Source organism: Oceanibaculum pacificum (assembly GCF_001618175.1).
GTDB classification, from domain to species: Bacteria; Pseudomonadota; Alphaproteobacteria; order Oceanibaculales; family Oceanibaculaceae; genus Oceanibaculum; species Oceanibaculum pacificum.
This window is the reverse complement of the sequence record NZ_LPXN01000116.1, coordinates 1-16,533: the sequence shown is the minus strand read 5'-3', so window position 1 is coordinate 16,533 and position 16,533 is coordinate 1. Positions and strand designations below refer to the sequence as shown.

Here is a 16,533-nt window from a genome sequence, read left to right as displayed (position 1 = left end):
CTATTCCTTGTCGTTACCAGCGGCCGCTGGCGTCGCCACATCAAGGGCAAGCAAGGCCTCCTCGCCGCGAAGCGCGCGGGCGTGCAGCCACCTGAAAAGAAAGAGGGGGAGCAACGTGGTAAGGGCGATCACGAAGACCATGACAGCGTAGACGTCGCTCGTGAAGACACCCGCGCCGCGACCGAGCTCGGCAAAGATCAGACCGACCTCACCCCTCGGCACCATCGCCGTGCCGATCAACACGCGGGACGGCCATGGCGCCGGGATCAGCAAGGGCCCGATCATCTTGCCGAGCACAGCTGCGACAAGCAGGCACGCAGAGAACGTCCAGACGAAGGGCTCGTCCCAGCGGACCAGGCTCAGGTCCAGCGAGAGACCGACGACCACGAAGAAGAACGGCGTGAAGAGATGGATGATTGGCTTCATTTGCCCCTCGACCTTGTGCGCAAAGTCCCGGTCCATCCGGGGGACGACCCCGAGCGGCAAGAAGAAGCGACGAGAAAGCGAAAGGCCCGCGGCAAGGCCCCCGAGGATGGCGGGAGCACCGACCAGTGTCGCGAGCCACGCAAAGAAGAACACGAGCGCCGCGATGACGGTCGGCACCAAGCCGGGGATGCGCCCCATCTCATCAAGTCTGCGGATTGCCCAGGTGAGCGGATGGGCAATGAAAGGCGCGAAGGCAAAGAAGCCCACAAGAAAGACGAAAACGCGGGCTGTATCGGTCCAATGGACGGCACCCTCAGTGGCAAACTGATGGACGAGCACGAGCAGCAGGACGCCGAGCACATCATCGACCACTGCCGCGCCGATCACGATCTGCGCCTCCGGGCTTTTCTGGAGGCCCAACTCCGAAAGCGCACGGACGGTTATGCCGGTGCTGGTCGCGGTGAGCGTGCCGCCGACCAGGAGCGCGACGAGGAACGAGGTGCCGAAAACCCAGTAGGCAAGCGCAAAGCCTAAGCCGAGCGGAAGAAGAAGGCCTGCAACAGCGACGGTCACGGCCTTGCCTCCCGTGCGGACCAGCCTCGCAACATCCGTCTCGAGGCCGACCTCGAAGAGCAGGAGCGTGACGCCGATCTCGGCAAGAAGCCTTAGAATCTCGCCCGCCTCCAACCACCCGAGCAGGCTGGGGCCGAGAATGACGCCAGCAACCAGCTCGCCGATCACCGCCGGCGCGCCCGCCTTGACGGCGACGGCCGCGAACAGACGCGCCGAAACCAGGACCGCCACCAGCTCCAGGAAGAATCGATGATCGTCCATCGTTTCAGCCGGACAGGTCAGCGGACGACGACGAACAATTCGGCGCCGTTCCGGTAAAGGTTCAGCGCGATGACCGGTCCAGCCTTGTCGATCGCACGGGAAAGGTCTTCGACTGACTTCACCGGCTCCCGGTTGACGGCCATGATCACGTCACCCGGACGCAACCCCACTCGCGCGGCGGGACTGCCGGGCGCCACTTGCGACACGGCGACGCCATCGACCACCCCGTAGCCGTTCATTCCCGGCTTGAGCTCCTCGAACTCGGCGCCGGCGAGCGCGCGGCCGATCCTGCCGGATGGCGCCGCCGACACCCGATCCCCCGGCCCCAGACGAGCGGTAACGCTGACTTCTCTTCCATCGCGCAACAGGGTGAGCTCCACCTCCGAGCCCGCGCGCGTCAGCCCGACGGTATTTCGCAGGTCGGCGGAGTTCTCGACCGCACGTCCGTTCACCGCCACCACGATATCGCCTGGCCTGAGCCCTGCCCGCTCGGCCGGCGTGTCCTCTTCGACACTGGCGATGACGGCACCGGCGGTCCGCGGCAGCCTCAGAGCCTCGGCGAGATCGGGCGTGAGATCCTGGATCATCACGCCGAGCCGGCCGCGGCGGACTTCTCCATACTCGATCAGCTGCTCCATGACGGCGCGTGCCATGTTGACAGGGACGGCGAACCCGATGCCGACGTTGCCGCCGGCAGGCGCGATGATGGCGGTGTTGATGCCGACGAGGCGGCCGTCCAGCGTGAGGAGCGCGCCGCCCGAATTGCCGGGGTTGATCGGGGCATCGGTCTGGATGAAGTCCTCATAGCCCTCCACGTTGAGGCCGCCGCGGCCGAGCGCGCTGACAATGCCCGAGGTGACTGTCTGGCCAAGGCCGAACGGGTTGCCGACGGCAACCACGAAGTCTCCGACCTTCAGCCGGTCGGAATCGCCAAGCGGCACGTCCGTGAGCGCCTCCGGTTCGATCTTCAGCAAGGCGATGTCGGTTTCCGCATCGCTGCCGACGAGCTCGGCGTCGAACCGGCGCCGGTCTTTCAGGGTGACGACGATCTGGTCTCCCTTATCGACCACGTGATGGTTGGTGAGCACGTACCCCTTTGCGGCGTCGACGATCACGCCCGATCCGGCGCTCATCTGCGGCCTGCTGCGAGGCAGTTCGGGGAGATCGAAAAAGCGCCGAAAGAAGGGATCCTGATAAAGGGGATTGCTTTCCATCGGCCGCTCGGAGACGACCGAGATATTCACCACGGCGGGCGTTACTTTCTCCAGCAACGGCGCAACGGTGGGGATACCGCGGCCATCGCCTTCTCCCGCGAGCGGCGCGACAGCGTCCGCGCGCCACGGCATGGCAAGCGCGACCACAATAATTATCGCCTTGAGAATCGATGAGTTGGCTCTCGTCATGCTTCGTACTCCTGGTCTAAGAGCTGGTCATTGGACGGTGTCTCCCTGTCGCGATAAGAAGTCGGTTGCGAGCCGTTGCAGAGCGCTGCCGTGATCGGCGCCGGGGCATCGGCTTCCAAGGGGAAGGCCGAAGATGCCGGCTTCCCGGCAGCGAGCCGGTCTATGAACGCGCGGTGCCAGGCCTGTGCATCCTGTTTCCGGAGTCTCTGCAGCAGGGCGTCATGCCGAGCCAGGCGCTCGTCGAGCGGCATGGTCAGGGCCTGGTTGATCGCGTCGGCAGTGCCGTCCACGTCGTGCGGGTTGACGATGAGCGCTTCCTTCATCCCCTCCGCCGCGCCGGCGAAGCGCGACAGGACGAGGACGCCGGGATCGGCCGGGTCTTGCGCGGCGACGAATTCCTTGGCGACCAGGTTCATCCCATCGCGCAAAGGCGTGACAAGGCCGACCCGGCTGGCGCGGAACAACGCCGCGAGTGTGGATCGTGCGAGTGGCTTCACGTGGTAGCGGATCGGCGTCCAGTCGAGATCGGCGAAAACCCCGTTGATCTCGCCGCTGAGCCGGTCCAGTTCCTCGCGCGTGACGGTGTACGGGCCAAGCTCTTGCCGGCTCAAGGGCGCGATCTGCAGCAGCGACACCTTGTTCCGCCACTCAGGGACGCGCTCGAGAAGGCTCCGGTAGGCGGCAAAGCGATGCGACAAGCCCTTCGTGTAGTCGAGGCGATCAACGCCGATGATGAGGTCGCGATCCTGAAGCGCGCCCAGCAGCCTTTCCACGTGGTGGCGCGCTTTCGGTGAAGTGGCCAGCTCGGCGAAACCATCGACGTCGATGCCAACCGGAAAGACGCCGACTTGGACAGATTGGCCAAACGCGTCGATCTGGCCGTGCCCGTCTTGACGCGCACCCACCAGCCTTTCCATGGTCGAAAGGAAGCACGCCTTGTCCGTCTCCGTCTGGAAGCCGAGGAGATCGTAGGCGACGAGCGCGCTGAGAATCTCCTCATACCCGGGCAGAGAGGCGAACACTTCCTTCGGCGGGAAGGGAACGTGAAGGAAGAAGCCGATCCGCTGTCGGTATCCCAAGCGGCGCAACTCGCGCGCCAGCGGAATCAAGTGATAGTCGTGGACCCAGATGAGGTCGTCTTCTCGCAGCAACGGGCCCAGAGCTTCCGCGAAGCGCCGGTTGACGGCCTGGTAGGCCTCGGCATAGCTGTGCCGGAACTCGACCAGGTCGGTCCGATAGTGAAGGATCGGCCACAAGCAGCGGTTGGCGTAGCCGAGATAGCAGTCCTGATACTCCCGCGGCGTCAGATCGAGCGTCACGAGATCAACATTCTCGGCCCTTCGATTTCTGGCGGGGCGGGCATCGGCGTCGCGACGAACCTGGCCGCTCCATCCGAACCAAAGGCCGCGTCGAACGCGGAAGATCTCGTCCAGTGCGACGGCCAGGCCCCCGGCCTGCCCGTCCTGGTCAGGATCCGCCACGCGGTTGGAAACGATGACCAGACGCAAGGTCGACGCGTCGCCGCCTGACCGTGCCGCGCGGCCGCACGCAGCGAGGCTCGCCGGCAAACGGAGCCCGGATTCATCGGGAGCGAGGCGATCGGCCGCCTTTCTTCCCGTCAAAACCGTCTCTTCGCGCCGCGTCTGGCGAAGTGCATTCAGTTTGTCTTGTGGTTCCTCCGATCTGCACATCACGGCCTCCATGATCTCGCATCGGCCGTCCCACCTCGCTTTCCTGACGTGGTCGGACGACCCGCGGAGCATGGGCACAGAACCTGACGGCCCTTGGGCCGTCAGGCTGTGCACCGCTTCACGACGCCTTCACCTCGATCTTCCGAACCTTCGCCTGCGCCTCCGGCGTCTTCGGCAGCGTCACCGTCAGGACGCCCTTCTTGAACTGCGCCTCGGCCTTCTCGGAATCGACGCCCGGCGGCAGGGGAATGCTCCGGTAGAAGGAGCCGTAGCTGCGTTCGGCGAGGTAGTAGCCCTTCTTCTTCTCCTCCCGCTCCGCCTTCTTCTCGCCCCGGATGGTGAGGACGTCATCGCTCAGGCTGACATCGATATCCTTCTCGTCCATACCCGGCAGCTCGACGGAGACATCGACGGCCTCGTCGGTCTCGGTCACGTCGGTGCGCGGTCCCGTTACCGACACCAGTCCGTTCGAAGCGCCGGCGGAACGGTCGAACCGGCTCCAGAAGTCGTCGAAGACGCGGTTGATATCCCGCTGCAGGCTCAACAGCGGGTTGTCGCTGTCCCCTTGCTGCCGCGCGACGTCATTGCGGTCGCGGCCCCAGGGAATGAGATCACTGATCTGCATTTCAACCTCCTTCTCTTGCTTGCTCTGCGCCGATGGTGTCAGGCGGCCTTGACCGTGATCTTCCGGGTCTTGGCCGACTCCGCCTTCGGCATCTTCAGCGTCAGAACGCCATTCTTGTGACTGGCCTCGATACGGTCGCGGTCGATCTCCTCGGAGAGGGTGAAGACGCGCTCGTAATCGCCTTCGCCATACTCGGCATGCACGAGCCGATAACCGTCGTGCGCCTGCCGATGGAAATTACCGCGGATGGTCAAGACGCGGCGCTCCAGGTTGACGTCAACGTCCGCGGGCGCGACGCCCGGCATGTCCGCGACGACGACCACTTGGTCCTCGGTCTCGTAGATGTCGGTATCGGGCCTGTAGACCACCGCGGCGCGAGTCACCTCGCCCTGCTCTGCGGGCACCACCTCGCGTTTCGCCGTGGTCGTCATTTCCTGGGCCATGGTTGCCTCCTTTCGTTCGCTGCTAGTTGCCGTTGATCGCGATCTTGCGCGGACGGTCGGCCTCGGGGCGCTGCATCTCGACCTCGAGCACACCGTTGTCGAACTTCGCCTGGACCTGGTCCGGATCGACCCGGAACGGCAGGCCGATCGTGCGCGAAAAGACGCCGTGCGGTCGTTCGCGACGATGCCAGCCAGCGTGTTCGGCTTCTTCCGCCTGGCGCCGCTCGCCGCTAATGGTGAGCGTGTCCTCGCGGATGGTGAGCTCCACGTCCTCGGCGGAGAGGCCCGGCAGCTCCGCAGTCACGACCACGCTGCTGTCGCCGATCCAGAGATTGACCGGCGGATAGGCCTGCGCCGCGGGAAACACCCCGGCGTTGTCGAAAAGCCGGTTCATATCGGCTTGAAGCTGCCGCATCTCGGCGAAGGGATCCCAGCCGGTGCGGCCCATCTGTGTCAGCTGCATTGCTCTTCCTCCTTCGTTCACAATCCCTCTCGGCCAACCGCGCATCGCTTCTGCACGCGCAAGCGCATGCGCGCGATCGCTCGCTGCCGATTATGGAACCTCAAGGTGCGGGGGTGTCCTGCCGGGCCGGGAGGAAGAGCAAGAGATGGACAAGGCCCGACTTTGTTCGACGCGGCCCGGCTACAACCGAGCCGAGCGACAATCAATGACTAGGCGCACATCCTTCCGTTGCGAAGCAACGTGCTGGCGCCCAACCCTGCCGGTCGGACTTGCCATTTCTTGCCCCGGGACCCGTCAGTGGCATCCCGCGATCACCGATTTGGTATGGAGTTGCAGCTTGTCAAGTACCTTCGCTCGAACCGATTCTCACGGGGCGGCTGTAGATCTTGAACAGCTGTATTCCCGCGCCTATCTCGATGCCGGCTGAAATGAGCGCGGCTGGGTCCGTGCTCAGGTGAAGGAGGTAAGGACATGGCTCTGAAAATCGACCAGAAGTCGGGTTGGCAGGATTGGGCCAATATTGTCTTGGCCGTCCTGTTGTTCACTACCCCGTGGGTATTCCAGTTCGCGGGCTCCGCGGAAGGCGCGGGCGTTACCGAGACGACCGGTGTCCCGGCGGCAGCCTGGAACGCGTGGGTCAGCGCGCTGGTCGTCGCTGCCCTGGCGGTCGCGGCGCTGCTGCGCTTCGCGGAGTGGGAAGAATGGCTGAACGCCGCCGTCGGCATCTGGCTGGTGGTCTCGCCCTGGCTACTCGGCTATGTGGCGCTGGCCGAGGCGATGTGGAGTGCCATAGTTCTCGGGGCGCTTATCGCCATCAGTTCCAGCTGGAAGGCCCTTGAGACACGCAGCGGAGGCTGGCGAGCGACAGCGTAAACCGACCGCGAAAGCGGGCCGCAATGCGGTGAAGCCGAGGTCACGCTTCCGGCTACCGAGAAAGGCCTCGGCTTCACCGCACTTCATCGCGAAGCTTACGCGAACCACATAGCGAGGTTGGCGGGAAGGGGTGTATCTCGTCTTCACCGCAATGGGACGTGCGGGCAAAACCGCTTCGCGCTCCAGTGCCCGATTCTTGTTTCAGAGCCCGCCAGCGGCAGCGTTGTATTGACAAGTTGGGTGCAGCTGGAAGGTCGACCTTATTGCGGTAACGTCGTCATGGAACGCAAGACACAAATCAACCTATGGTACGTCGTGCTCGCCGTCTTCGGGGTGATCCTGCTGCGCGATCTCTGGGTTCAGACGCAGTCGGTCGAGCCTATTCCCTACAGCCGGTTCGAACGGTATGTGGATGAGGGGCTGGTCCGGGACGTTGTGGTCGGCAAGGACTACATCCGCGGCACCTTTACCCAGCCTCAGAACGGCAAGAGCCATTTCGTCACCACGCGCGTGGAACCCGGGCTCGCGGAGCGTCTGAGCGGCACCGGCATCGAGTATACGGGGGCCGTCGAAAACACGTGGCTCAGCACCCTTCTCTCCTGGGTCGTACCCGTCCTGCTCTTCTTTGCCCTCTGGATGTTCGTGATCCGCCGCTTTGCGGAAAGGCAGGGTTTCGGCGGGCTGATGTCGATCGGCAAGAGCAAGGCCAAGGTCTACGTGGAAACCGACACCAAGGTCGGCTTCCGCGACGTGGCCGGGGTCGACGAGGCGAAGGAGGAACTTCAGGAGATCGTCGAGTTCCTGAAGGCGCCTGAGGAGTACGGCAAGCTCGGCGCGCGCGTGCCGAAAGGCGTGCTGCTGGTCGGGCCGCCGGGCACCGGTAAGACCCTGCTCGCCCGCGCCGTCGCCGGCGAGGCCGGCGTGCCGTTCTATTCGATCTCCGGCTCCGAGTTCGTGGAGATGTTCGTCGGCGTCGGCGCGGCGCGCGTGCGCGACCTCTTCGAGCAAGCCCGTGCCAAGGCGCCGGCGATCATCTTCATCGACGAGCTCGACGCTCTGGGCCGGGCGCGCGGCGCAGCCGGACCTGTCGGCGGCCATGACGAGCGCGAGCAGACGTTGAACCAGCTTCTCACCGAGCTGGACGGCTTTGATCCGAGTACGGGCCTCGTTCTGCTCGCCGCAACCAATCGGCCCGAGATCCTCGACCCCGCTCTGCTGCGTGCCGGCCGCTTCGACCGGCAGATCCTCGTCGACCGACCCGACAAGAAGGGTCGGGTCGATATTCTGCGGGTTCACATGAAAAAGGCGCGGATCGGCCCGGACGTCGACGCCGAGCAGATCGCCGCGCTCACCACCGGCTTCAGCGGCGCCGACCTCGCCAATCTTGTCAATGAGGCCGCCCTGCTCGCCACGCGACGCAAGGCCGATGCCGTCAACATGGATGACTTCACCCGCGCCATCGAGCGCATCGTCGCCGGACTCGAGAAGAGGAACCGGCTCTTGAATCCCAAGGAGCGCAAGGTCGTCGCCTACCACGAGATGGGACATGCACTCGTCGCCATGGCGCTTCCCGGCGTCGACGAGGTGCACAAGGTCTCGATCATTCCACGCGGCATTGGTGCGCTCGGCTACACCATCCAGCGCCCGACCGAGGATCGGTTCCTGATGACCCGCGAGGAGCTGGAGGACAAGATCGCCGTACTACTGGGCGGCCGCGCCGCCGAGCGGCTGGTCTTTGGTCACCTCTCTACCGGTGCGGCGGACGATCTGGCCAAAGCCACCGATATCGCTCGCTCCATGGTCGCGCGCTATGGCATGGACGAGGAACTCGGCTATGTAAGCTATGATGACCGGCAGCCGGGGTTCCTCGGCGAAAAGCCGGTTGGCCAAGCCGAACGGCGTTACAGCGAAGCGACCGCCGAAAAGATCGATGCGGCGGTACGACGCGTGGTCGATGAAACGTTCGAGCGAACGCTCGCTATCCTAGAGAAAAATCGGGACATTCTTGACGAGAGTGCACAAGCACTCCTGACAAGGGAAACCCTGGATGAGCGGGCGCTGAAGACACTAACGCAAAACCTTATCAAGCTGGAACCGCGTCGACCGAGCGCGGAAACCGAATTGGCCGCCAAGGCGCCGATGGAGCTTGCCGGTGAATGAGGACCCATACAAAATTCTCGGCGTCGAACGCGATGCTTCCTCGGACGACATCCGTAAAGCCTATCGCAGGCGCGCGAAGGAGCTCCATCCGGACCTACACCCCGGTGACAAGGAAGCGGAAAGCCGATTCAAGGCGGTCTCGGCAGCTTATCATCTCCTAAGCGACCCCGAGCAGCGTGCCCGCTATGACCGGGGTGAGATCGACGCTTCCGGAGCGGAGCGAGCCGAACAGCACTTTTACCGTCACTACGCCGACGCGGGGCGAGCCAACCGCTACAGCACGGCCGGCGGCATGGGCGGGTTCGAAGATATTTCGGATGTCTTCTCGGATTTCTTCGGGCAAAGGACCGGCACAAGCCGGAACTTCCGGGCCCGTGGCGAGGATATCCACTATCACCTTGAAGTCGATTTCCTGGATGCGGTGAACGGAAGCCGCCGCCGAATCACCTTCCCGGACGGGAACGCACTCGACCTGAATATCCCGATTGGCACACGCGACGGCAGCACGCTGAGGCTTAGGGGAAAGGGCAGGCCGGGTGTCGGCGGCGGCGCGCCTGGCGATGCCCTGATAGAAGTCAGCGTTAGACCCCACCCCGTCTTTCGCCGTGACGGCAACGATATCGTCGTCAACCTCCCACTTACCCTCTACGAAGCGGTTCTGGGCGCCAAGGTCGAAGTACCGACTATCACCGGCCGGGTCATGATGACAGTGCCGAAGGGCTCAACGACTGGAGACGTTCTGCGACTAAAGGGCAAAGGCATAAAGACCGGACGCGGCGCGGCCGGCGACCAGCGCGTAGTATTGGACGTTGCATTGCCGGAAAAAATCGACCCTGAGTTAGACGCATTTATGAAGGAATGGCGCAAGACGCACGGCTATGACCCCCGCGCCGCAATGCGGAGGGCATCATGACATTCACGGAAAGAGAGCTCGTCGAGACCGTTGGCGCTATCACCCTCAGACAGCTGCGCCTCTGGGTAAGGCGCGGTTGGGTTGTTCCCGCACAGGGAGAGAACGGCCCGGTATTCGACGAAGCAGATGTTGCTCGCGCTTGCCTCGTCTGCCAACTCCGATGCGATATGAATGTAAACGACGATGCCGTACCGGTCGTCCTCGCTCTAATAGACCAACTCCATGGGATTCGGCAGGAACTAAAAGCCATCCTTGGAGCGATCGGCGATCAGCCTGGAGACATCCGTCAGCGTATCCGGAGCGCCTATCGTGCTCGGGGAGCGGCTCCAGAGTAACGCAGAGTGCACACGTCAGACGTCCTTGTATCTTTCTACGTCCGCCCGGCTATGTATTCCTTCAGCGCTTTTGCTTCCGCGTCGATCTCAGCCAATCGATGCTTCACCACGGCGAGCGTGTTGATTATGCCGCACAGCGCGCCACCGTTGGTGATCGGGATGTGGCGAACCTGGTGCTCGTCCATCAGCTCGTAAACGCGGCTGAGCGGCTCCCCGATATCGCAGGTCGCGACTTCGCGCGTCATCAGGTCCCCAACCGGACGGTCCACCACGTCGCGGCCGAACTGCTTCAGGCCGCGCGCGATAGCGCGGGCGGATACGATGCCCTCGATCTCCTTGCCGTCACCGCTGATGACGACCGCGGCAACATCGTCGCTCTCAAGCTGATCGACGATGTCCTGGACCCTGGCCGTGGGCGCCGCCACCGAGACAAAATTTCCCTTTCTTTCCAGCAAGCTCCTGACTGTCATGGCCTGTACTCCGATGGATCCCTTTCTTGCTCAAGCCCTCGAATACCCCACCTTCAATGTGTCACGGTCACGGCCACGTCATCGTTGCGGTCGAGCACGTTGACCGAGACATCGTCTTCGTAGCGGCGGAGCAGGATGTCCGCGCGCGTTTCGCCGAGCCGCAGCGATCGGATGACCAGCTCGTCCAGGAAGCGGGGCAGCCAGGGCCGCCGGAACCGGATTTCCCTTCCGGCGTCATCGAACTGGATGCCAAGGCACGCTTGTAGCAAGGCGAAGGGCGTTGCGCTTGCCCAGGCCTGAGGCGTGCAGGCAACGGGATAGATGGTCGGTCCGATACCGGGCTGGCGCCGAAAGCCGCAGAACAGCTCCGGCAGACGGCGCAACTCCATGTATCCTGCTGCGTCAAACAGCGCCTGGAAAACCTCCTGGGCCTGTGCGCTCGCGCCGTAGCGGCAGAGCCCGAGTGCGATGAGAGCATTGTCATGGGGCCAGACCGAACCGTTGTGGTACGAAATCGGGCTGTAGCGGGGCTCGCCGGTTGCGACGGTACGAATCCCCCAGCCCGAGAAGAAGGCCGTGCCCGTCAACTTGACCGCGACCCGGGCGGCCCGGTCGACAGTCGGAAGGCCGCAAAAAAGCAGGTGGCCGGCATTCGAAGTCAGGACGCGGCATGGACGCTTGTTGCCATCCAGCGCCAGAGCGTAGAAGTCCTTGTCCTCCATCCAGAAGCGCTGCTCGACTTCGTCGCGCAAGCTGTCCGCCTGCCGGTCGAGCGCGTCCGCCCTGGCTTGGTCGCCGAGCGCTTGCGCGATCCGTGCGGCGTGACGCTTGGCGGCGTAGACGTAGCCTTGAACCTCGACCAGGGCGATCGGCAATGGTGCCGTGCGGCCGTCGTCGTGAAAGACGGCATCATGAGAGTCTTTCCAACCCTGGTTCAGTAGCCCGGCGGCGTCCTTGCGGGCATATTCGACAAGCCCATCCCCGTCGACGTCGCCGTGGGTGTCTATCCAAGTGAGCGCCGCCTCGATGTGGGGCCACAGGCTGCGGATGAGCGAAAGGTCCTGCGTCCGTTCGTAGTAGAGCCCGGCGAGAAGTACGAACAACGGCGTCGCGTCGACGCTGCCGTAGTAGAGGCCGAAGGGCACTTCGCCCAGACGCGCCATCTCGCCCAAGCGCATCTCATGCAGGATCTTGCCCGGCTCGGCATCCGCGCGCGCATCGAAGTCCTTGGCCTGATGCGCCGCGAGAAAGCGAAGAACGCCCCGCGCAATTTCGGGGTCGATCCAGAGCATCTCGATGGCCGTGATGATGCCGTCCCGGCCGAACACGGTGCTGTACCAGGGAACACCCGCATACGGGTACGGGCCGTGCTCCGTATCGGTCAGGAGCATGTACAGGTCAGCCATGGAGCGGCAGAGGACTTCGTTGAAGATCTCGTTCGAAGTCTCTATCGCCGCGGCGCGTTTCGTCGACAACCGGTGCGCCCGGCGCGCCTCACGAAAGCTGGGCAGGAACCCGCGCTCCAAGGCTGTTGGACCATCGCCGTTAGCGCAGGCACAAGTGACCAGAATTGCCGCCTGCTCTCCCGGCGCGAGCGTCAGCTCGTACCGGGCGCTGCCGGGCTCGAGCTGCACCGGCGCGGGCACGAACCGAAGGTTCGCCGAGTGGCGACGGCCGTCGAGCGCGGTGTAGCGAAACGCGGCGGCGTTCTCATTCTCGACCGCGCATTCGATGGTGCCGCGCCGGGGACGCCGATGTCCGCGGACCTCGAACAGGTCGGCGAAATCCGCCTCAAAAGAGAAGGTGACAGTAAAGCGATGCTCGCGATCACCGAAGTTCTGGACCCGCAGCCGCTCGAAGCTACTTCCCTGCCAGATGAAGGTGGTTCGCAGGAAGTGGATGACGTCCTTGGCGAGCACCAGAGTCTCGCCGTCGAGGATATCGGGGTTGGTGAGGTGGACCGTTAGCTGGGCGTTGTTGTCCTGAACCGTGGAACTCAATAGCAGTGGCCGGAGGCCGTTAATGAGAAGCTGCAGCCCGGAGAGAAAGCGCGTGTCGTCATGGAAAAGGCCATCCGGACTGCCCCGCCCCGGGACGATGTCGCCGTGGGGGTCGAAAAGTCCGAATGTATGACCGTGTTTGAGAGTCCGCAGCCGCCTTTCCGGCAACGAGAAGGTGGCGGTAATTCCGTAGTTTCTGACTCCGCCCGTCTGTGACGGTGTGGCCTGCGAGTCTGGCTCACTCATGGGCTGTGTCTCCGGACCAATGCTGCCTATGAAAGCGGGACACCCGATGGGCTTCGGTATATGCCGCGCGGGTGTCGCCGCTTCGTCCATTGCGGCGGCGCTCAGGCCGCCGCAACAAACTCGAGCGTGGACGAACGCTGTACCTGCGCACGATCGAACGCCGCTTCTGTCACTGTCGACACGGGTCGGCGATCGAGCGCCGGCTGAGTCGGGGCGCCACCCAGCGACTGGTACAGACGTACATAGTCGCGCGCCATGCGTTCGGCGGTAAACCTTTCCTCGAAGCGGCGGCGGATTGCGGCGCGGTCGAGCACCATGGCCTTGGGCACTGCGGCCACTGCGCCTTCCAGGCTGTCGACAATGACCCCCGTCACCCCGTCTTCCACGATCTCCGGGATCGAGCCCCTGCGCCAGGCGATGACGGGCGTGCCGCAAGCCATCGCCTCGATCATCACGAGGCCGAAGGGTTCCGGCCAGTCGATGGGAAAGAGGAGCGCGATCGCTCCGCTCAGAAAGGCGCTCTTCTCCGCCTCGCCGATCTCGCCGACGAACTCGACGTGCGGATCGTCCAGCAAGGGACGAATATGTTCGTCGAAGTATGCTTGGTCCGCCCTGTCCACCTTGGCGGCAATCTTGAGCGGCAAGCCCGTCCGGCGGGCGATTTCGATCGCGCGATCGGGTCGCTTCTCGGGGCTAATGCGGCCAAGGAATGCGAGATAGCTGCGACGCGCGTCCGGCTGAAATTTCAGAAGGTCGCGGGGCAGGCCGTGATAGATCGTGCCGGCCCAGTTCGCGGCGGGCAAGGGCGTGCGCTGATGATCGGAGATCGAAACGAGTGGCATCTCCGGGAACGCTTTGTAGACCGGCGGCAGATCCGGCAGGTCCAGCCGCCCATGCAGCGTCGTCACGGTCCGGCTCGCCATCTCGCGGAACAGTGGGAAATGGTAGTAGTCGATGTGGAAGTGGAGGGCGTCGAAGTCGCCCGCCCGCCGCTTGATCTTGTCCAGCATGACGACGTGGTATGGCCACGGGTCACGGACTTCGGGATTGAGGCGCAGCGCGGTTTCGCTGCCTTGCACGAGATGTGCTGCCGTGCGTGAGTCGCCGCTGGCGAACAGGGTCACGTCGTGCCCTTGCTGGACAAGCTCCTCGGTAAGGTAGGACACTACGCGTTCGGTGCCGCCATAGAGTTTCGGCGGAACACTTTCATAGAGAGGGGCAATTTGCGCGATTCTCATTGTTGTTTCCCTCGTGTCTGTACTCTGTCGTGCTTCCTTTCGTTAGTGATCGAGTTAAACAGCCTCCTGCAGCGCCTTCAGGCCCATTGCCTGTCGCTATCAGGGGCCCTGCCAAGGACCGCGGCGGCATTGTCGTTTGCCGCGACCGCAGCAGGTCGTACTTCCGCCTCCCGATGCTTGGCTTGCAGGCCGTCCGCCCTTGCGGTTTCGGCGGGGCGCCCCGGCAGGCTCATGAGTGCCCACACCCAAGCCGGCGGCGCCCAGAAGAACGGCGCGGGCGCTATCAGCAGTGCGGCGTATGCCGCAGCGACCGCATAGTCCAAGGTCGACCAGCGCTCGCCGTGGCTCGCTGTCTGGCCGCCACCCGTCGCGCGACCGTCTATCAAGCCGTTCTCACGCTGCATGGCTGCGTGGCTCCTCTCTTGCCTGATCGGCGGTGGCGAGTATCGCCTCGCCATCAGGCTCCAGACCGAGGCCGGCGGCATCCCGCGGCGCGTCGAACTCGATCTCCTCGTAGCCATGGCGCTGGAGCCTGCGAACCAGCCGTTCGCGTAACTCGCTGACATCGACCTTGCCGGCGGCAATCTCCCGGAGGGACACCAGCGTCCGCGGCTCGCCCGCGGCTTCGATCGTCTGCGGTTCGCCCCGGCCCAATTGTCGCGCGCGCTCGGCCGCGACCAGCACAAGTTCGAAACGGTTCGGGATTCGTTCGAGACAGTCGTTTACGGTGATGCGCGCCACGCTCACCTCCCCCGGGCCTGTCCCTTCTCGCCGGTCGGAGTCGCCGGCGGATGTTGCCACCGGAAGTTGTCGGCATAGCTCTTGGGACGAATCTTCGGCTCGTGCGGCTCAATGACCGTATAGGGCCAGCCTTGGCGTTCCGCGAATGCGACCGCCCGCTCCTTGCTCGGAAAGGTCAGCTTCACCTGCTGGAGCGTATCCCGCGAGCTCGTCCAGCCCATGAGAGGCTCGATTTCGGTCGCATATCTGGGCTCGAATTCGAGTACCCACTTCTTGGTCCGCGCCCGTCCTGCCTGCATGACGCTCCGTGCCGGGCGATATATGCGCACGGCGGGGCCCAGTGCCGGGCTGGCAGAGAACGCAGACGATGGACGGCGCTTCGAGCGCTCCTGGTCCAGGTCGATGAGATCGGCTTTCCTGGCCGACACGGATCGGGCCGGAATCCGCTGCCCGCACGGACCGAAGTCCCGGTTGGTCTTGGCAAATGCGCTCATTGCCCCCTCCTTTCGGTAGGAACGTTCTCGGCATGTCTGATCGGGGTGCCGGCGGTGATGCCGAGCCAAGCTGGCGGATCGCTCGCGGGAAACGACTCGAACGCGGCCAGGTCAACGGGATCTGGCCGCATAGACGCCTTTCGCGAGGCATCCGTGCTCCAGTTCGAGGTCGCGACGGCGCCATTGACCGTCGCGGGGTCACCACCGCCTTTGTCCGTTTCCTTCGCCGGCCACTCCCTGAGCGGCAGTGGCCTGGTTTCCACAGCGAGTGATGTCATGACCGGACTCCTCCATCTTCTCGAAATTCATCGCCATGAACCTCGAGGACGGAAGAGCCGCCGGCGGCGGCCGCACTGCATCGGAAGGGCAAGGGGCACGAAGCGTGCCGAGCCGGTCCATCGCCGGGCTGCCGGTCGTGGCCGGCAGCGGCATCGGACGCACGGTCAAACACACCCTTCGCTAGAAGCGATGTGCAAGCGCGCGGCGGCTCACCCTCAAGGTCGAGCCTCGCGCCGAACGCGGTAATCCGCCGTTCGGCGAGAAAGATTTAGGATCGGCGGATGCCACTTCAAGACCTGCAGGACCTGTCATGGAAGCTGCGAGCTTGTGGCCAAAACTCCAAATTCACAAAGAGTTAGCCTCTCAAGGCGGGCTGCCGGATGACGGTCGGCAGAATGCTCCGGCGAGTGGTCCGTCACCGGCAAATTCGGGGATCCGCGTAAGGCGATCAGGCCCGCGATCTGGCGGCGCGCCGGGGTGCCGACTTGGATCACGCTCGAGCAGATGCACGACGCCATCCAATCAATGTTCGGCTCGGAGCACTGTCTAAAAGAGGCCGTCGAGAAGCGGTCCGACGACGACGCGCTGCCGCAGTTAGTCGATGGCGCCGATCGCGGTCTGCACGAGTACCTCGAAGGCACGTCCATCTACGAGATTTTCGTCGAGGCGGTCGGGGGCCCCGACCCCCAGACCACGAGTAGCACGAGGACCTCCTTCGATGGTCCGGCAGCGTCGCTCGACCACGCACAGGGGAGCCAACACACGTTTCCTTCTAAAAACCAAAGCCCCGCAAGCGATTAGACTTGCGGGGCCAGGTCAGATCGTGATTTCGAGCGAGTTATAACAAAAGTGGTTGCGGGGGCAGGATTTGAACCTGCGACCTTCAGGTTATGAGCCTG

17 protein-coding genes are annotated in these 16,533 nt (G+C 64.0%); 5 read left to right on the top strand and 12 right to left on the bottom strand.

From position 1 onward, the window contains the following. The 6 genes from AUP43_RS11440 to AUP43_RS11415 all read right to left on the bottom strand — a co-directional run bounded on the left by AUP43_RS11440 (position 1) and on the right by AUP43_RS11415 (position 5,885). On the bottom strand, positions 1-1,260 hold the full coding sequence (locus AUP43_RS11440) for a cation:proton antiporter (protein WP_084462753.1): 1,260 nt from the start codon (positions 1,258-1,260) through the stop codon (positions 1-3). Positions 1,261-1,277: 17 nt separating this feature from the next. After that, positions 1,278-2,663, bottom strand: coding sequence for a DegQ family serine endoprotease (locus AUP43_RS11435; protein WP_067556853.1), 1,386 nt, complete (start codon positions 2,661-2,663; stop codon positions 1,278-1,280). Further along, positions 2,660-4,366, bottom strand: coding sequence for an alpha,alpha-trehalose-phosphate synthase (UDP-forming) (locus AUP43_RS11430; RefSeq protein WP_232315091.1), 1,707 nt, complete (start codon positions 4,364-4,366; stop codon positions 2,660-2,662). The genes AUP43_RS11435 and AUP43_RS11430 overlap by 4 nt, the downstream gene beginning before the upstream one ends. Before the next feature lie 106 nt (positions 4,367-4,472). Then, positions 4,473-4,979 (bottom strand): Hsp20/alpha crystallin family protein, encoded by a 507-nt coding sequence (locus AUP43_RS11425; protein ID WP_067556850.1) that lies wholly within the window; start codon positions 4,977-4,979, stop codon positions 4,473-4,475. A 38-nt stretch (positions 4,980-5,017) separates the two neighbouring features. Next, positions 5,018-5,422 (bottom strand): Hsp20/alpha crystallin family protein, encoded by a 405-nt coding sequence (locus AUP43_RS11420; RefSeq protein ID WP_067556845.1) that lies wholly within the window; start codon positions 5,420-5,422, stop codon positions 5,018-5,020. A 22-nt stretch (positions 5,423-5,444) separates the two neighbouring features. Further along, the gene (locus tag AUP43_RS11415) at positions 5,445-5,885 is read right to left on the bottom strand and encodes an Hsp20/alpha crystallin family protein (protein WP_067556842.1); all 441 of its coding nucleotides are present in this window, start codon (positions 5,883-5,885) and stop codon (positions 5,445-5,447) included. A gap of 471 nt (positions 5,886-6,356) precedes the next feature. Between AUP43_RS11415 and AUP43_RS11410 the strand changes: the two genes are divergently transcribed. The 4 genes from AUP43_RS11410 to AUP43_RS11395 all read left to right on the top strand — a co-directional run bounded on the left by AUP43_RS11410 (position 6,357) and on the right by AUP43_RS11395 (position 10,166). Further along, on the top strand, positions 6,357-6,758 hold the full coding sequence (locus tag AUP43_RS11410) for an SPW repeat protein (protein WP_067556837.1): 402 nt from the start codon (positions 6,357-6,359) through the stop codon (positions 6,756-6,758). A 279-nt stretch (positions 6,759-7,037) separates the two neighbouring features. Further along, on the top strand, positions 7,038-8,918 hold the full coding sequence (ftsH, locus tag AUP43_RS11405) for an ATP-dependent zinc metalloprotease FtsH (RefSeq protein ID WP_067556832.1): 1,881 nt from the start codon (positions 7,038-7,040) through the stop codon (positions 8,916-8,918). Next, a complete protein-coding gene (locus AUP43_RS11400; protein ID WP_067557097.1) occupies positions 8,911-9,831 on the top strand; it encodes a DnaJ C-terminal domain-containing protein in 921 nt (306 codons plus the stop codon). The genes ftsH and AUP43_RS11400 overlap by 8 nt, the downstream gene beginning before the upstream one ends. Further along, positions 9,828-10,166 carry a MerR family transcriptional regulator gene (locus AUP43_RS11395; protein ID WP_067556829.1) on the top strand — a complete coding sequence of 113 codons (339 nt, stop codon included), beginning with the start codon at positions 9,828-9,830 and terminating at the stop codon, positions 10,164-10,166. The genes AUP43_RS11400 and AUP43_RS11395 overlap by 4 nt, the downstream gene beginning before the upstream one ends. 35 nt (positions 10,167-10,201) lie before the next feature. On the opposite strand, the gene AUP43_RS11390 is transcribed toward AUP43_RS11395, so the two are convergent. From AUP43_RS11390 to AUP43_RS19415, 6 genes are all read right to left on the bottom strand, one after another. Then, entirely contained in the window at positions 10,202-10,636 is a 435-nt protein-coding gene (locus AUP43_RS11390; protein ID WP_067556826.1) for a CBS domain-containing protein, read from the bottom strand. A 53-nt stretch (positions 10,637-10,689) separates the two neighbouring features. Next, on the bottom strand, positions 10,690-12,882 hold the full coding sequence (locus AUP43_RS11385; protein ID WP_067556823.1) for an amylo-alpha-1,6-glucosidase: 2,193 nt from the start codon (positions 12,880-12,882) through the stop codon (positions 10,690-10,692). Positions 12,883-12,983: 101 nt separating this feature from the next. Further along, the gene (locus tag AUP43_RS11380; protein ID WP_084462752.1) at positions 12,984-14,120 is read right to left on the bottom strand and encodes a glycosyltransferase family 4 protein; all 1,137 of its coding nucleotides are present in this window, start codon (positions 14,118-14,120) and stop codon (positions 12,984-12,986) included. Between the two features lie 77 nt (positions 14,121-14,197). Further along, a complete protein-coding gene (locus tag AUP43_RS11375) occupies positions 14,198-14,524 on the bottom strand; it encodes a hypothetical protein (RefSeq protein WP_067556820.1) in 327 nt (108 codons plus the stop codon). Next, complete coding sequence (gene rpoZ, locus AUP43_RS19680; RefSeq protein ID WP_067556817.1) at positions 14,514-14,861, bottom strand: DNA-directed RNA polymerase subunit omega; 348 nt, start codon at positions 14,859-14,861, stop codon at positions 14,514-14,516. The genes AUP43_RS11375 and rpoZ overlap by 11 nt, the downstream gene beginning before the upstream one ends. 2 nt (positions 14,862-14,863) lie before the next feature. Beyond that, positions 14,864-15,355, bottom strand: coding sequence for an ETC complex I subunit (locus AUP43_RS19415; protein WP_084462750.1), 492 nt, complete (start codon positions 15,353-15,355; stop codon positions 14,864-14,866). A gap of 783 nt (positions 15,356-16,138) precedes the next feature. On the opposite strand from AUP43_RS19415, the gene AUP43_RS11355 reads away from it, so the two are divergent. After that, on the top strand, positions 16,139-16,435 hold the full coding sequence (locus AUP43_RS11355; RefSeq protein ID WP_157089330.1) for a hypothetical protein: 297 nt from the start codon (positions 16,139-16,141) through the stop codon (positions 16,433-16,435). Positions 16,436-16,533 lie beyond the last annotated feature (98 nt).

Coding starts and splice junctions, on each gene's coding strand:
- AUP43_RS11440 (WP_084462753.1), bottom strand. CDS start 1,260: ATGGACGATCATCGATTCTTCCTGGAGCTGGTGGCGGTCCTGGTTTCG.
- AUP43_RS11435 (WP_067556853.1), bottom strand. CDS start 2,663: ATGACGAGAGCCAACTCATCGATTCTCAAGGCGATAATTATTGTGGTC.
- AUP43_RS11430 (WP_232315091.1), bottom strand. CDS start 4,366: ATGGAGGCCGTGATGTGCAGATCGGAGGAACCACAAGACAAACTGAAT.
- AUP43_RS11425 (WP_067556850.1), bottom strand. CDS start 4,979: ATGCAGATCAGTGATCTCATTCCCTGGGGCCGCGACCGCAATGACGTC.
- AUP43_RS11420 (WP_067556845.1), bottom strand. CDS start 5,422: ATGGCCCAGGAAATGACGACCACGGCGAAACGCGAGGTGGTGCCCGCA.
- AUP43_RS11415 (WP_067556842.1), bottom strand. CDS start 5,885: ATGCAGCTGACACAGATGGGCCGCACCGGCTGGGATCCCTTCGCCGAG.
- AUP43_RS11410 (WP_067556837.1), top strand. CDS start 6,357: ATGGCTCTGAAAATCGACCAGAAGTCGGGTTGGCAGGATTGGGCCAAT.
- ftsH (WP_067556832.1), top strand. CDS start 7,038: ATGGAACGCAAGACACAAATCAACCTATGGTACGTCGTGCTCGCCGTC.
- AUP43_RS11395 (WP_067556829.1), top strand. CDS start 9,828: ATGACATTCACGGAAAGAGAGCTCGTCGAGACCGTTGGCGCTATCACC.
- AUP43_RS11390 (WP_067556826.1), bottom strand. CDS start 10,636: ATGACAGTCAGGAGCTTGCTGGAAAGAAAGGGAAATTTTGTCTCGGTG.
- AUP43_RS11385 (WP_067556823.1), bottom strand. CDS start 12,882: ATGAGTGAGCCAGACTCGCAGGCCACACCGTCACAGACGGGCGGAGTC.
- AUP43_RS11380 (WP_084462752.1), bottom strand. CDS start 14,120: ATGAGAATCGCGCAAATTGCCCCTCTCTATGAAAGTGTTCCGCCGAAA.
- AUP43_RS11375 (WP_067556820.1), bottom strand. CDS start 14,524: ATGCAGCGTGAGAACGGCTTGATAGACGGTCGCGCGACGGGTGGCGGC.
- AUP43_RS19415 (WP_084462750.1), bottom strand. CDS start 15,355: ATGAGCGCATTTGCCAAGACCAACCGGGACTTCGGTCCGTGCGGGCAG.
- AUP43_RS11355 (WP_157089330.1), top strand. CDS start 16,139: ATGCACGACGCCATCCAATCAATGTTCGGCTCGGAGCACTGTCTAAAA.